This window comes from Variovorax sp. 01T439_2 (assembly GCF_056398445.1).
Window position 1 is genome coordinate 1 of sequence record NZ_JBFTPJ010000048.1, and the last position, 12,798, is coordinate 12,798.

17 protein-coding genes are annotated in these 12,798 nt (G+C 67.3%); 5 read left to right on the forward strand and 12 right to left on the reverse strand.

The genetic code is table 11. The features are described 5' to 3' along the window. Together AC1DOC_RS04080 and AC1DOC_RS04085 are read right to left on the reverse strand one after the other, a co-directional pair. A partial coding sequence (locus AC1DOC_RS04080; protein ID WP_478129436.1) for a LysR family transcriptional regulator occupies positions 1-162 on the reverse strand: 162 nt, incomplete at its 3' end. A gap of 24 nt (positions 163-186) precedes the next feature. Continuing rightward, entirely contained in the window at positions 187-723 is a 537-nt protein-coding gene (locus tag AC1DOC_RS04085) for a MarR family winged helix-turn-helix transcriptional regulator (protein WP_478080673.1), read from the reverse strand. A 135-nt stretch (positions 724-858) separates the two neighbouring features. On the opposite strand from AC1DOC_RS04085, the gene AC1DOC_RS04090 reads away from it, so the two are divergent. Beyond that, positions 859-2,124: an acyl-CoA dehydrogenase family protein gene (locus tag AC1DOC_RS04090; protein WP_478129431.1), complete on the forward strand. Its 1,266-nt coding sequence runs from the start codon at positions 859-861 to the stop codon at positions 2,122-2,124. A gap of 14 nt (positions 2,125-2,138) precedes the next feature. Beyond that, entirely contained in the window at positions 2,139-2,696 is a 558-nt protein-coding gene (locus AC1DOC_RS04095; protein WP_478080675.1) for a flavin reductase family protein, read from the forward strand. Between the two features lie 18 nt (positions 2,697-2,714). On the opposite strand, the gene AC1DOC_RS04100 is transcribed toward AC1DOC_RS04095, so the two are convergent. Beyond that, positions 2,715-3,584 (reverse strand): LysR family transcriptional regulator, encoded by an 870-nt coding sequence (locus AC1DOC_RS04100; protein WP_478080676.1) that lies wholly within the window; start codon positions 3,582-3,584, stop codon positions 2,715-2,717. Positions 3,585-3,628: 44 nt separating this feature from the next. Here AC1DOC_RS04100 and AC1DOC_RS04105 point away from each other — a divergent pair, with 44 nt between their 5' ends. Continuing rightward, entirely contained in the window at positions 3,629-4,615 is a 987-nt protein-coding gene (locus AC1DOC_RS04105) for a DMT family transporter (protein ID WP_478129432.1), read from the forward strand. Between the two features lie 4 nt (positions 4,616-4,619). Here the strand turns inward: AC1DOC_RS04105 and AC1DOC_RS04110 are convergent, their stop codons facing one another. The 6 genes from AC1DOC_RS04110 to AC1DOC_RS04135 are packed head-to-tail and all read right to left on the reverse strand — an operon-like array spanning position 4,620 to position 9,271. Further along, positions 4,620-5,015 (reverse strand): c-type cytochrome, encoded by a 396-nt coding sequence (locus AC1DOC_RS04110; RefSeq protein ID WP_369664602.1) that lies wholly within the window; start codon positions 5,013-5,015, stop codon positions 4,620-4,622. Next, on the reverse strand, positions 5,012-5,581 hold the full coding sequence (locus AC1DOC_RS04115) for a ferritin-like domain-containing protein (RefSeq protein ID WP_062365352.1): 570 nt from the start codon (positions 5,579-5,581) through the stop codon (positions 5,012-5,014). Before AC1DOC_RS04115 ends, AC1DOC_RS04110 begins: the two co-directional genes overlap by 4 nt. A 35-nt stretch (positions 5,582-5,616) precedes the next feature. Further along, complete coding sequence (locus AC1DOC_RS04120; protein WP_478129434.1) at positions 5,617-6,342, reverse strand: RNA polymerase sigma factor; 726 nt, start codon at positions 6,340-6,342, stop codon at positions 5,617-5,619. A 45-nt stretch (positions 6,343-6,387) separates the two neighbouring features. Then, entirely contained in the window at positions 6,388-7,221 is an 834-nt protein-coding gene (locus AC1DOC_RS04125) for a nitronate monooxygenase (RefSeq protein ID WP_369664603.1), read from the reverse strand. Between the two features lie 24 nt (positions 7,222-7,245). Continuing rightward, positions 7,246-8,763 (reverse strand): tripartite tricarboxylate transporter permease, encoded by a 1,518-nt coding sequence (locus tag AC1DOC_RS04130; RefSeq protein ID WP_026283938.1) that lies wholly within the window; start codon positions 8,761-8,763, stop codon positions 7,246-7,248. A 19-nt stretch (positions 8,764-8,782) separates the two neighbouring features. After that, on the reverse strand, positions 8,783-9,271 hold the full coding sequence (locus AC1DOC_RS04135; RefSeq protein WP_015866396.1) for a tripartite tricarboxylate transporter TctB family protein: 489 nt from the start codon (positions 9,269-9,271) through the stop codon (positions 8,783-8,785). A gap of 248 nt (positions 9,272-9,519) precedes the next feature. On the opposite strand from AC1DOC_RS04135, the gene AC1DOC_RS04140 reads away from it, so the two are divergent. Both AC1DOC_RS04140 and AC1DOC_RS04145 read left to right on the forward strand, forming a co-directional pair. Further along, complete coding sequence (locus tag AC1DOC_RS04140; RefSeq protein ID WP_018904145.1) at positions 9,520-9,936, forward strand: MarR family winged helix-turn-helix transcriptional regulator; 417 nt, start codon at positions 9,520-9,522, stop codon at positions 9,934-9,936. A gap of 107 nt (positions 9,937-10,043) precedes the next feature. Beyond that, the gene (locus AC1DOC_RS04145; protein ID WP_307596047.1) at positions 10,044-11,801 is read left to right on the forward strand and encodes a chloride channel protein; all 1,758 of its coding nucleotides are present in this window, start codon (positions 10,044-10,046) and stop codon (positions 11,799-11,801) included. Between the two features lie 11 nt (positions 11,802-11,812). On the opposite strand, the gene AC1DOC_RS04150 is transcribed toward AC1DOC_RS04145, so the two are convergent. From AC1DOC_RS04150 to AC1DOC_RS04160, 3 genes are all read right to left on the reverse strand, one after another. Continuing rightward, positions 11,813-12,088 (reverse strand): hypothetical protein, encoded by a 276-nt coding sequence (locus tag AC1DOC_RS04150; protein ID WP_015866393.1) that lies wholly within the window; start codon positions 12,086-12,088, stop codon positions 11,813-11,815. Between the two features lie 142 nt (positions 12,089-12,230). Then, positions 12,231-12,437 (reverse strand): hypothetical protein, encoded by a 207-nt coding sequence (locus AC1DOC_RS04155; RefSeq protein WP_018904142.1) that lies wholly within the window; start codon positions 12,435-12,437, stop codon positions 12,231-12,233. Between the two features lie 102 nt (positions 12,438-12,539). After that, a partial coding sequence (locus AC1DOC_RS04160; protein WP_478129435.1) for a transporter substrate-binding domain-containing protein occupies positions 12,540-12,798 on the reverse strand: 259 nt, incomplete at its 5' end.

Genomic DNA, 12,798 nt, shown 5'->3' on the forward strand with positions numbered 1-12,798 from the left:
CACGAACAGCGCGTCGTTGAAGCGTTCGCGCATGCGCTTGAGGGCATTGCTCACCGCGGACTGCGTCATGCCGAGGCGGTCGCCCGCGAGCGTGACGCTGCGCGTGGCGTAGATCGCCTGGAACACCAGGAAAAGATTCAGGTCGATGGAGTTGATGTTCATGGCGCCGCCTCCTTCACCGAACCGTCATTCGTTGTCCAGCACTGCCAGGTTGTCGTAGACCATCCGGAGCATGTCCCGAAGCGATTCGGCCTGCGCCGTGGTCAGGCCGGCCAGCGAGACACGCTCGTAGACCTGGGCCAGCGGAATGATCCGCAGCGTGAGGTCGCGGCCCGCCTCGGTCAGGTTCAGCGCGAGCGCGCGCGCATCCTCGTCCGACCGGTCGCGCACCAGCACGCCGCGCTGCAGCAGGCCGTCGACCACCCGCGAGAGCGTGGAAGCGTCCGTCGACGTGTGCAGCGCCAGGTCGGAGAGCCGCTGATGTGCCTTGTGGTGCAGCGCCACGCACACCCGCCACTCGGTCAGCGAGAGCTTGAACTGCTTGAGCTCCTTGCTGAACGACTGCCCCATGCGCATGCCTGCGCGGGCAAGCAGGTACGGAATGGCCCGCTCCAGGTCGTGGTCTGCCGATTTGTCTGCAGTTGCATTCAATTTGGGAGGTGCCTCGGTGCGCGCCTTGCGTGGCTGCGTCGACTTTGCTGCGGTCTGTTTTCTGGTGGCCATGCCGAATGCTACAGGCGATTTCCGGCATCTATATAGCGTAAACCCCAAGCATTTATTATTTGCATTTGCAAGTTTCATGCGCTTCAATCGAGGCCTTGCCACCGTCGAGTTCCCACCCACCATCCGGAGACCACCATGACTGAAGCCGCCAACCCCTTTGCTCAACTGGACCGCGTAGACCTCCCCGCCCCAGGCCGCAAGTCGCCCGTGAAGGATGCGCCTTCGATCGAAAAAATAGCTGCATCTGCAAGCAATATGGTGCCGATGCTGCGCGAGCGGGCCCAGCAGACCGAGCAGGACCGCCGGGTTTCCGAGGCCACCACGCAGGCCTTCCATGACGYGGGCTTCTTCAGGCTGATGCAGCCTGCGCGCTACGGCGGCTACGAGTACGGGTTCGCCGCGTTCATCGACGTGGTCAGCGAACTGGCGCGGGGCTGCACCTCGTCGTCGTGGGGCTGCTCGCTCGGCGCCATTCACCAGTGGCTGGTCGCGATCTTTCCGGAAGAGGCGCAGGACGACGTCTGGCGCAAGGACCCGCGCGCGATCGTCTGCGGCTCGTATGCGCCCGCGACCATGGCCGAGAAGGTCGACGGCGGCTATCGGGTGCAAGGCAAGTGGCTCTTTGCTTCGAACGTGGACAACTCGCAGTGGGCCCTGCTGGGCGTGCAGTTTCCGCCTGAAGAAAAGGGCGCGCCGCCGACAGCCGGCTTTTTGCTCGCGCCGCGCTCGGACTGGGCCATCGAGGACAACTGGCACGTGGCCGGCCAGGCAGGCACCGGGTCCAAGGCGATCGTCATCGACAAGCCGGTGTTCATTCCGGGGCACCGCAAGCTGACGTTCGCGGAGGCTTCGTCCAACAATCCGCCGGGTGCCAAGGTCAACGCGAATCCGATCTACCGCATTCCTTTTCTGTCGGCGGTGCCGGTCTGCCTGGTGTCGCCGATCGTCGGCACCGCGCAAGGCGCGGTCGACGAACTGATCGCGCTGGCCGGCACGCGCGTCACCCGGGGGGCCGTGGCCGGCGGCGGCAGCCGGCTCAGCGAATTCTTTCCCGTGCAGTCGCGCCTGGCCGAGGCATCGGCGAGCGTCGATGCGGCGCGGCTGCTGCTCTACCGCGACACCGCGCAGGTGGAGCAGATGGCCATGGATGGCCATGTCATCAGCATCGAGCAGCGGATCCGCAACCGGCGCGACCATGCCTTTGCCGCGCGGCTCTCGCGCGATGCCGTCGAGGCGGTGTTCGCGAGCGTCGGAGGCGCGGGCCTGTCGCTGAACCAGCCGATCCAGCGCATGTGGCGCGACACGAATGCGATCTCGCGCCACATCAGCCTCAACTGGGACGCGGTCTCCTCGATGGTGGGCCAGTACCTGCTCGGCCTGGAGCCGAAGGGCCAGTACTGACCGAGGCACCGGCCATGTACTCCTGGGCTCTCATCACGGGCGACGCGGCCGAGACGGTCGATGCGCGCCAGCTGCGGCAGGCGCTCGGCGCCTTTCCCACGGGGGTGTGCCTCGTGACCACCACCACGCCGGACGGCAAGCGCGAAGGCATGACGATCAACTCCTTCGCATCGGTGTCGCTCGACCCGCCGCTGATCCTGTGGAGCATCCGCGACGACACGCGCAGCGCCGATGCATTTTTGGCGACGCGGCCGTTCAACCTCAGCGTGCTGACCGCCGGGCAGCGCGACCTGGCCTGGCATTTCGCCAAGCCCGCGGCCGACAAGTTCGAGCGCTTCGCCGAGGCCTTCGAGGTCGGGTCCAATGGCTGCGCGAGGCTGATCGACAGCGTCGCGACCTTCGAATGTTCCACCTACTCGCGCCACCAGGAAGGCGATCACACGATCATCCTCGGCCGCGTGGAACGCTTCTCGCGGACCGATGCGCCGCCCCTGCTTTTTCACTCGGGGCAGATGGGGTCGCTATGGGAGCTTGCCGACACCCTGGCGCGGCCGCAGGGCGGCGGCAGTTGATCGCGCCGGTGCCCTCGCCTATGCGGGGCTCAAGGTCCGCACCATCTGCTCGTACATCGCATCCACCGCGGGCGAGCGCAGCGACACCTTGCTGCGCAAGGCCGCCACGTCCATCGACTTGAGCCTGGGCAGGTCGAAGCCGCTGGGCAGGTTCTGCAATATCTGCAGGTGAGGCGGAACGCTGCAGCGCGTGAACACGGCCACGGCCAGGCCGCTCTCCACGGCCGCGAGCTGGCCGGCGAGGCTGGAGCTGTGATAGACGATGCGATAGGCGCGCCGCCTGGCGGCCAGGCTCGAGAGCGCGGCAGTTCGGGCCATGCTGCCCGCCTCGTAGACCGCAATCGGCAACGGATTGCGGCGCCAGGCTTCATGCTGCGCCGTGCCGACCCACACCAGGGGTTCCTGGAACAGGAGCTGTCCGCGTTGCGGCTTGTCGCGGGAGACCAGCGCCAAGTCCAGCTCGCCCCGCGCGATCTTGGGGATGAGGGAGGTCGACTGCTCGCAGGTCAGCTCGATTTCCACGCCCTTGTAGCGCCCGGCAAAGCTGCGCAGCACCGGCGTCAGGTAGGTGGAGGCGTAGTCGTCCGGCACGCCGAGCCGCACGCGGCCCGCGAGCTCCGGTCCGAACATGGCGTTCTGCGTTTCCGACTGCAGTTCGAGCATGCGGCGCGCATAGACCAGCAGCTGCGCGCCCGCCGGCGTCACTTCCAGGTGCCGCGGGCCGCGCAGCAGCACGGCCTGGCCGAGCGCGTTCTCCAGCTTCTTGATCTGCATGCTCACCGCCGACTGCGAGCGGTGGACCAGCGGCGCCGCGGCAGAGAGCGAGCCGGCATCCACCACCGCCACCAGGGCGCGCAGCCAGTCGATCTGGAAATCGGGATATTTCATCGTCGCGCTTCTCATTCGATGTTCGAATGATAGGCCTTCGAACTATGCGCTTTACGCCGCTGTCGCATGGGCGGACGATCGCCTTCATGCAAAAGAAGGCAGTCCAGGTGCACCCCGCGTTCGCGGCGACGCGCCGGCAATCGAAACGGGAGAGCACGGGGCAATGGCTGCTGATTGCCGGCGGCGTGCTGCTCGGCACGATCGGCGTCTTCGTGGAAGAGGCGCACCAGCATCCGCTGGTCACGGTGCTGTTTCGCTGCGCCTTCGGTGCATTGGCGCTGCTCGCATGGGGCTTGGCAACCGGCCGAACGAACGAGCTGCGGCTGCGCGGCAAGAGCGGATGGATCGCCTGCGCGACGGGCTGCCTGATGGTGCTGAACTGGGCGCTGTTCTTCGCGGCGATCCCGCGCATCTCGATTGCGGTGGCCACCATTGTTTTTCACATCCAGCCGGTGTGGATCATTCTCTTCGGCGCACTGGTCCTGCGCGAAGCCGTGTCGCCGCGCCAGTGGGCCGCCACACTGGCCGCACTGTGCGGGCTGGCGCTGACGACCGGGCTTTTCGGCAACATGGCATCGGTGGCCTCATGGGGTAGCGGCTACGCGCTCGGCCTGCTCATGTGCCTGGGCGGCTCGCTCTGCTATGCCGCGGTGACCATCCTCGCCAATACGGAAAAAACCATCACGTCCTATGCGCTGGCCTGGTGGCAGTGCCTGATCGGCGTTGTTGTCCTGGCGTGGGTGCCTCTTGTGTTCGGCTGGCCGGATTCGGCGCCGGCTTGGGCGTGGCTCGCGGGACTGGGCGTGCTGCACACCGGCTTGGCCTATGCCCTTCTCTTCGCGGGCATGGCCCGGCTTTCGCTCGGCAGGATCGCCGTTCTGCAGTTCGTGTACCCATTGACTGCGGTGCTGGTGGACTGGGGTGTGTACGGGCGCCGCTTGAACGGGGTCCAGCTTGCGGGTGTCGCGCTGATGGCGGCAGCGCTGTGGACGATCAAGYAGCCGAAGCAGAATGCGGCGGGCGGCGGCTGATGGCTCACTCGCGTGCGCGGCCGCTGCATGGTGGCGCTTCGTTGGCATGCTTGAGGTAGGCGATCAGGTCCGCGCGCTCTGCGGCGTCGGGCACGCCGTCGTAGGTCATGGCGGTGCCGGGCACCATGGCCAGCGGCTTGGCCAGGAAGCGGTCGAGCGTCTTGTCGTTCCAGACGATCTTCGATTTCTTCATGGCCTCCGAGTAGGCGAAGCCGGGCACGCTGCCGGCCAGCCGGCCGAACAGCCCGCAGTGCCGGGGCCCGACGCGGTCGACCGCCAGCGCATGGCAGGCCAGGCAGCGCGCGTAGACCTGCTCGCCGCGCACCGCGTCGGGCACTGCCCACGCGTGCGCGGCCGCGGCCAGTGCGGCGGCCGCAAGGAGCCACCGGCCTGAGCTCATGACATGAAGGCCGAAGGCACGGGCGTTTCGCCGAGTGCCTGCCGCAGCACGGCCCAGTGCATCGCCTCGTCGCCAAGAATGCTCGCAGCCGCCTTCGACAGGTCGCGATTGCCGAACAGCGGCACGGCACCCAGGTACGCGCTCACGGCACCCTGCTCCAGCTTGGCCGCAAAGCGCAGCACGTCGGCCTGCGACTTCAGCTGCTCCAGCGGAAAGCCGTAGCTGGCCTTGGCCGCCACGGCATGGCCGCCGAGCTTGGCGACCGTCTTGGCGAGCAGGTCCGCATGCGCCTTGTGGTGGCCCTGGAAGCTCAGCGCCAGGTCGAGCACGGGCTTCTCGAGCAGCTTGCTCTCGGCCCCGGCCTGGTAGGCCGCAATGGCCTCGAGTTCGGCGGCAAGCGCGGTGTTGAGGATCTGCACGTCGTTGCCGGTGGCGCCGCCGGTCTTGGCGGCCAGGGCATCGCGGCCGGCCAGCAGCGCGACCGCGGCACCGGACAGCACCAGCCCCGACTGGCCGAGGAACATGCGCCGCGCGGCGACGGGAGAAGTCATTTGAAAGAAGGACATGGTTGTTTTCCTCGTAGTGATCGTGGGTAAGAGCTTCAGGGGCGGGGTGATTCCCGCCCGTCGGCCAGGCTCGCCAGCACACGCGCCACGATGCGATCGCAGCGCGCGCCGTCGAATGAAAATGCATCGCCCACCGCCACGTCGATGTCGCGGGACAGGCCTTCGCGCAAAAGGCTGCGCGCGCGGAAGAAGCGGGTGCGCACGGTGGCTTCGGGCAGCGCCAGGGCCGCGGCCGTTTCCTCGACGCTCATTTCCTCGACCGCCCGCAGCATGAAGACGGTGCGGTAGGCATCGGGCAGGCGATCGATGCGGCGCTCCATCAGCCGCCGAAGTTCTTCCCGCATGGCGTGGCGTTCCGGTTGTTTGTCGGGATCGTCGGCGGCGGCCGATTCGGRCTCGTCTTCATCGAAGCCGGGCGCGGCGGCGCCGTCGAGCGGAATCACCTGCGCACCGCGGCGCCGCAGGCGCCCGAGGGCCTCGTTGATCACGATGCGGACCAGCCAGGTCGAGAGCTGCGCATCGTCGCGGAAGCTGCCGATGGCGCGCCAGGCGCGCAGGTAGGCGTCCTGCAGCGCGTCCTCGGTTTCTTCGTCGCTCTTGAGGATGCTGCGCGCCGTGCGGAACAGCAGCTGGTTGTGGCGCCGCATGATGCACTCGAAGGCCGGCGCATCGCCTTGCGCGGCGCGCGCCGCGAGTTCGCGGTCGGAGCCCTGTGCGGGGCTCGCCGATGYGGCAACTGGGGAGGGGGCGGCGTGGGACATGTGTGCTTCTCTTTCCCATTGGATGAAGCAGCCCCGCGCCGCGTTTCAATTATTTTTGCTCGATGGCGCGAGTTCGTCGGCATAGCAGACCGGCGAGGACAGCATCACGCGTTCAGGAAAGCGCAGTGCCCGGCCCCGCAGCGAGGCCGCCGCGTCCGATGCGAGCTGGTGCAGGCGCCTGCTGGCGCTGGCGATCTTCTCCAGCGGTGCCGTGCCTTCGGCCTCACCTTCGCCCTCGCGCGCCTGCAGGGCCGCGGCACCCAGAACGGCGCCCTGCGCGCCCGCAGCCAGCGCGGCGGCAATGTCCGCCCCATCGGCAATACCGCCCGCGGCGAGCACCGGAACCGACGCCAGCACCAGCACATCCGCAAGAATGGCAGCCAGCGGCTGCGCACCGCGCACGGCGTCGCCGGCCTCCCGGCCCTGCACGATCAGGATCTGCGCCCCGGCGCCTTCTGCTTCGCACGCGCCGCTGACCGATGACACCTGGCAGGCCACCACCACCCCGGCTTCGCGAAGCTGCCGCACGGCGGTCCTGGACAGCGCGCCGAGCAGCCCGGCCACCGGCACGCGCAGTTCGATGCAGGCAGCAATCTGCGCGTCGAGCAGCGCCGGCTCCGTGGCGGCCGGATTCAATTCAGCGCCGAAGTGCCGGTCCGTGTGCGCCCGCACCGCCAGCACCTCTTCGCGGAGGCGCGCAGGCGGCGCCTCCGACGTGCCGAGAAAGCCGAAGCCGCCGGCCTGCGTCACGGCCGCGACCAGTTCGGGGTCGGCCGCGCCGGCCAGCACCAGCGGGAGGCTGCACTTGAGCAGCTCGCACACCGGCCGGTGCAGCGCCGCGGCGGATTCGGGCGCCGAAGCCTGGCGGGAACTGGACATGGGCGGCTCCTTGTCTTGCCTTGGCTAACCTGCTTCCTCGACAAACGCCTCTTCGCGCTTCGATCTGATCGAGGGCAGGAGCACGATCAGCAGCAGCGCGACCGCGCCCGCCAGCAGCCCCGCGGAAATCGGCCGCGAGACGAACACGCTCCAGTCGCCGCGCGAGAGCAGCAGCGCGCGCCGCAGGTTCTCTTCCATCATCGGCCCCAGGATGAGGCCGAGCAGCAGCGGCGCCGGCTCGCATCCGAGCTTGATGAAGGTGTAGCCCACGACACCGAAGATCGCCACCAGCCAGATGTCGAACACGTTGTTGTTGGTCGAGTACACGCCAATCGCGCAGAACAGCACGATCGCCGGGAACAGCCACCGGTAGGGAATGGTCAGCAGCTTGATCCACAGGCCGATGAGCGGCAGGTTCAGGATCACCAGCATCAGGTTGCCGATCCACATCGAGGCGATCAGCCCCCAGAACAGCTCCGGGTTGCTGGTCATCACCTGCGGGCCCGGCTGGATGTTGTGGATCGTCATGGCGCCGACCATCAGCGCCATGACCGGGTTGGGCGGAATGCCCAGCGTCAGCATTGGAATGAAGGAGGTCTGCGCACCCGCGTTGTTTGCGGCTTCGGGCCCGGCCACGCCGCGGATGTTGCCCTTGCCGAAGGGCACTTCGCCCGCCTTGAGCTTGATCTTCTTTTCGAGCGTGTAGGCCGCAAAGGCCGACAGCGTGGCGCCGCCGCCCGGCAGGATGCCCAGCGACGAGCCCAGCGCGGTGCCGCGCAGCACGGCCGGAAACATGCGCTTGAAGTCTTCCTTGGTGGGCATGAGGCCCGTGACGCTGGCCGTGAAGACCTCGCGCTCGTCCTCGGGCCGGGCCAGGTTGGCAATGATCTCGCCGTAGCCGAACACGCCCATGGCGATCGCGATGAAGCCCAGGCCGTCGGTCAGTTCCGGAATGTCGAAGCTGTAGCGCGCCACGCCCGAATTCACGTCGGTGCCGACCAGGCCCAGCAGCAGGCCCACCATGATCATGCAGATGGCCTTGAGCAGCGAGCCCGAGGCCATCACCACCGCGCCGATCAGGCCCAGCACCATGAGCGAGAAATACTCGGCCGGGCCGAACTTGAAGGCGATCTCGGTCAGCGGCGGCGCGAACGCGGCAAGGATCAGCGTGCCCACGCAGCCCGCGAAGAACGAGCCCAGGCCCGCGGCCGCGAGCGCCGGTCCGCCGCGCCCCCGCTTGGCCATCTGGTGGCCGTCGATCACCGTCACCACGGACGACGATTCGCCCGGCAGGTTGACCAGGATGGCGGTGGTCGAGCCGCCATATTGCGAGCCGTAGTAGATGCCCGCGAGCATGATGAGCGCGGCCACGGGCGGCAGCGCGTAGGTGGCCGGCAGCAGCATGGCAATGGTGGCCGTCGGGCCGATGCCCGGCAGCACGCCGATCAGCGTGCCCAGCAGGCAGCCGATGAACGCATAGACCAGGTTCTGCAGCGTCACCGCGGTGGAAAAGCCGAGCGACAGGTGGTTGATCAGATCCATCATGGGTGGTGCCTCGCGCTCAGCCGGTGATGAAGGTGGGCCACACCTGGAACTGCAGCTTGAGTCCCACGATGAAGGTCAGGTAGCTGCCGATGGCCAGCACGGTTGCCAGCACCAGCGACAGCTTCATCGAGAAGTTGGCACCGGCCATGCAGGCCACGATCACCAGCGCATAGATGGCGAGGATCAGGCCCATGGCCGGCAGGCCGATGCTGCGCAGGCCCGCCAGCAGGATGCCGAACAGCAGGTTGGCGCCGATGATGAAGCCGAGCGGCTTCCATGCGATCTTTCCGACCGGCTCGCCGTCGGACGTGGGGCCCGTGAACGCGGTGGCAATCACCACCAGGCCCAGCAGGGTCAGCAGCACGCCCACGATCAGCGGGAAGTAGCCCGGCCCCATGCGGGCCGCACTCCCGACGTTGTAGTTGGCGGCGCCCAGCGCGAACGCCGCGCCGACGCAGGTGAACATGATGCCCGAGAAGAAGGTCTTCTGGCTCTTGATCTGCATACGCAATCTTTCTCTCTCTCGAATGGAATGGATACGGCAACCCGCACTGATGCACGGGCAACGGCAGCGGACAACGGGGAAGTGCGCGCGGCATGCCGAGAAGGCAGCCGGCATCGCACAGGTCAGGTTCAAGTCAGATGCATCATGTTATGAGGTTTATTGCATCACATTGTGAGTAATTACCCTGCGTCGGAATCGGGCCGGCTGCTACATTGCTTTCCGTTCGCACAATCATTCTTGGAAAGTTCATGGCCAGCCAACGGGGATCCATCGAGAAGCAGCACTTCGAGGCACTGTCCGACTTCAGATTCAGGCTGCGCAGCTTCCTTCGCTTCAGCGAAGACGCGGCGCGGGAGGAAGGCATCACCGTCCTTCAATACCAGTTGATGCTCCACACCCAGGGCTTTCCCGGCCGCGAGTGGGCCACCATCAGCGAGATCGCCGAGCGACTGCAGGCCCAGCACCACGGCGTGGTCGCCCTGGTGTCGCGCTGCGAGGAGGCCGGCCTGGTCAAGCGCAAGCCCAGCCATGCGGACCGGCGCCAGGTCGAGGTCCATCTGCTGGCCGCGGGACGCAGGAAGCTGGAACGGCTCGCGGTGCTGCACGCGGACCAGGTGGCCGAACTGGCCAAGGTGGTGGCGCTCGCCAGCAAGGGCGGCGCCTAGCAGGCCGCTGCGGGTTTCTCAACGCAGGGGGCGAACCGAATATGTCATGAAATGATATATTCGAGGGCTGGCCTCGGATGAGGCAGATCGACTCTTCCCGAACAGCCATGACTCCAGTCCCCCACCCGCCCCGCGGCGACTTCGCCCTCAATGCGCGCCTGCTGCGCATCACCGTCATGGCCATCGTGGTCGGGGCGGTCAGCACCGTGGCCGCGCGCGTGCTGCTCGACCTGATCCGCTTCTTCACCAACCTGTTCTTCTTCCAGACCTTCTCGCTGGCGGACCGCTCGCCGGCCGGGCACACGCTGGGCGCCTGGGTCATTGCGGTGCCGGTGATCGGCGGGCTGATCGTGGGGCTGGTCGCACGCTACGGTTCCGACAAGATCCGCGGCCACGGCATTCCCGAGGCGATCGAGGCGATCCTGTTCGGCAAGAGCAAGATGTCGCCGAAGGTGGCGCTGCTCAAGCCGCTGTCCTCGGGCATCGTGATCGGCAGCGGCGGCCCGTTCGGCGCCGAAGGGCCGATCATCATGACCGGCGGCGCCATCGGCTCGCTGATCGCGCAGCACTTCCATCTCACGGCCGCCGAGCGCAAGGCGCTGCTGGTGGCCGGYGCCACCGCGGGCATGACGGCGGTGTTCGGCACGCCGGTGGCGGCCGTGCTGCTGGCGGTGGAACTGCTGCTGTTCGAGCTCCGGCCGCGCAGCCTGCTGCCGGTGGCCGTGGCCTGCGCGGTGGCGGGGTTCACACGTCCGCTGCTGATGGATGCCGGCCCGCTGTTTCCGCTGCAGACCGCGGTGCCCGGCCCGCTCGCGATGCTCTCGTGCGTGGCCGCGGGGCTTCTGTGCGGCGCATTGTCGGCCTCGCTCTCGATCTCGCTCTACAAGGTCGAAGACCTGTTCGGTAAGCTGCCGATCCACTGGATGTGGTGGCCGGCGATCGGCGGCCTGGCGGTGGGCATCGGCGGCTACTTCGAGCCGCGTGCATTGGGCGTGGGCTACGACGTGATCGGCGATCTGCTGCACAACCACCTGGCGCTCGGCGTGGTGGCCGCGCTGCTCGCGGTGAAGGCGGTGATCTGGGTCATCTCGCTGGGCTCGGGCACTTCGGGCGGCGTGCTTGCGCCGCTCCTGATGATGGGCGCGGGCCTGGGCGTGGTGCTCTCGCACGTGCTGCCCGGCAACGACCCGATGCTGTGGCCGCTGGTCTGCATGGCCGCCACGCTGGGCGGCGTGATGCGCGCACCGCTCACCGCCACCATCTTCGCCTTCGGGCTCACGCACGACAGCAATGCGCTGCTGCCGCTGCTGACCACCTCCGCCGTGGCCTATGGCTTCACGGTGCTGACCATGCGCCGCTCGATCCTCACCGAGAAGATCGCGCGCCGCGGCTATCACATCTACCGCGAATACGGCGTCGATCCGCTCGAGCGGCACTCGGTGGAAGAGGTCATGACGCGCGAGGTGCGCAGCATCGACGCGGCCCTGCCGGTGGCGCGGGCGCTGTTCGAGCATTTCGGCGACGGCCAGGCCCACCGTGCGTTCCCCGTGGTGCGCAACGGCGCGGTGATCGGCGTGGCGGACCGCGCGATGCTGGCCGCGTGCGGCACGCGCGATCCCATTGCCACCGTGGGCGACGCATGCGCCGACGTGCCGCTGTTCTTTGCGCTGCCGGGCGAGAACTGCCGCGCGGTGGCCACGCGGCTCGCGCGCCATCGGCTCGAGCGGCTGCCCGTGGTGAAGGACGCGCAGTCGCTGGTGCTGGTGGGCATCGTGGCGCGCAGCGACCTGATCAAGCCTTCGCTCGCGCACTTCGACGAGGAAGAAAAGCGCGAGCGGATGCGCGGGCTGCCGTGGCAGGCCTGATCCTGCAAGCCCTACATCAATCGCAATCCGCGCGCGAACTGCATCGAGGTCTTCACGAACTTGGGGGCGTCGCTCATCTGCGCGAGCTCGGCGAGGCCTTCCTCGGTGATGCGCCTCACCGTCGCAATGCGCGATGCGGCATCCCGGCCAGCGGGCCTCACGGGTGCGAACTCGGCCTCGATCAAGCCCGTGGCCACGAGCACCGAGACGATCCGCACTTCCTCCGGAAGCGCGACTCGGACAGGCAGCAGCGTGTGCTGGAGCCTCAGCAGGAACAAGAGCGGCATTCAGTCCTCCGATTGCCGGCGTTTGCTCGACCCAAAGAATGCCGGCTTTTCTTGGTCTGGAAAATGTAGCCTTAAGTACCCTTTCCTGCATCTGGCCACACGGCATAGCCCGTGCGCGCGAGGCGGCGGGGCGAAGCAAAGCTCAGCGCGGCGTCACGAGGTCCCGCCGCAGGCTCCAGATGCAGGCCCCGAGGCGAAGCAGTTCCTCGACCCGGCGGTCGTGGAACGGGCTTTGTGCATCCTCCTGGGCGATGAGAGCGGCGATGTGGTCGAGGGCGTCGGCAGGCGTAAAGCCGAGGCCGGCGCGCGCCATCTCGATCACGGTCACCAGGGCCTTTGTCTTCTCCATGCGGAAATGATGCCCAAGAAACGCGCAAAAACAATACGCAGTTTCGTTTTAATAATTAGTTCTTATAACTAGTTGGGTGCGCTGGCGGCAAGGTGGATGCTCTCAGGGCAGGAGTTCGAACTTGAGGTCGGCCAGCGGCGTGACCTTTTCTTCGCGCACCATCTTGTATTCGGTGTTCGGGCCGAGCCACTTGGCCCAGATCTTGTCGAGCTCGCCCGACTTCTCGAGCGCGTAGAGCGCGCCGTTCACCTTGGCCAACAGCACCGGCTCGTCCTTCTTCATGCCGATGCCGATGGGCTGCAGCACCATCGGCTCCTTGATCATCTTGAGCGCCACGCCCTCGGTCTTCGATTGATTGACC

Bases quoted from the DNA above. Each gene is read 5' to 3' on its own strand.
- AC1DOC_RS04095 (WP_478080675.1), top strand. From the start codon at position 2,139: ATGTACTCCTGGGCTCTCATCACGGGCGACGCGGCCGAGACGGTCGAT.
- AC1DOC_RS04140 (WP_018904145.1), top strand. From the start codon at position 9,520: ATGGCCAGCCAACGGGGATCCATCGAGAAGCAGCACTTCGAGGCACTG.
- AC1DOC_RS04125 (WP_369664603.1), bottom strand. From the start codon at position 7,221: ATGTCCAGTTCCCGCCAGGCTTCGGCGCCCGAATCCGCCGCGGCGCTG.
- AC1DOC_RS04115 (WP_062365352.1), bottom strand. From the start codon at position 5,581: ATGTCCTTCTTTCAAATGACTTCTCCCGTCGCCGCGCGGCGCATGTTC.
- AC1DOC_RS04135 (WP_015866396.1), bottom strand. From the start codon at position 9,271: ATGCAGATCAAGAGCCAGAAGACCTTCTTCTCGGGCATCATGTTCACC.
- AC1DOC_RS04110 (WP_369664602.1), bottom strand. From the start codon at position 5,015: ATGAGCTCAGGCCGGTGGCTCCTTGCGGCCGCCGCACTGGCCGCGGCC.
- AC1DOC_RS04130 (WP_026283938.1), bottom strand. From the start codon at position 8,763: ATGGATCTGATCAACCACCTGTCGCTCGGCTTTTCCACCGCGGTGACG.
- AC1DOC_RS04155 (WP_018904142.1), bottom strand. From the start codon at position 12,437: ATGGAGAAGACAAAGGCCCTGGTGACCGTGATCGAGATGGCGCGCGCC.
- AC1DOC_RS04100 (WP_478080676.1), bottom strand. From the start codon at position 3,584: ATGAAATATCCCGATTTCCAGATCGACTGGCTGCGCGCCCTGGTGGCG.
- AC1DOC_RS04085 (WP_478080673.1), bottom strand. From the start codon at position 723: ATGGCCACCAGAAAACAGACCGCAGCAAAGTCGACGCAGCCACGCAAG.
- AC1DOC_RS04150 (WP_015866393.1), bottom strand. From the start codon at position 12,088: ATGCCGCTCTTGTTCCTGCTGAGGCTCCAGCACACGCTGCTGCCTGTC.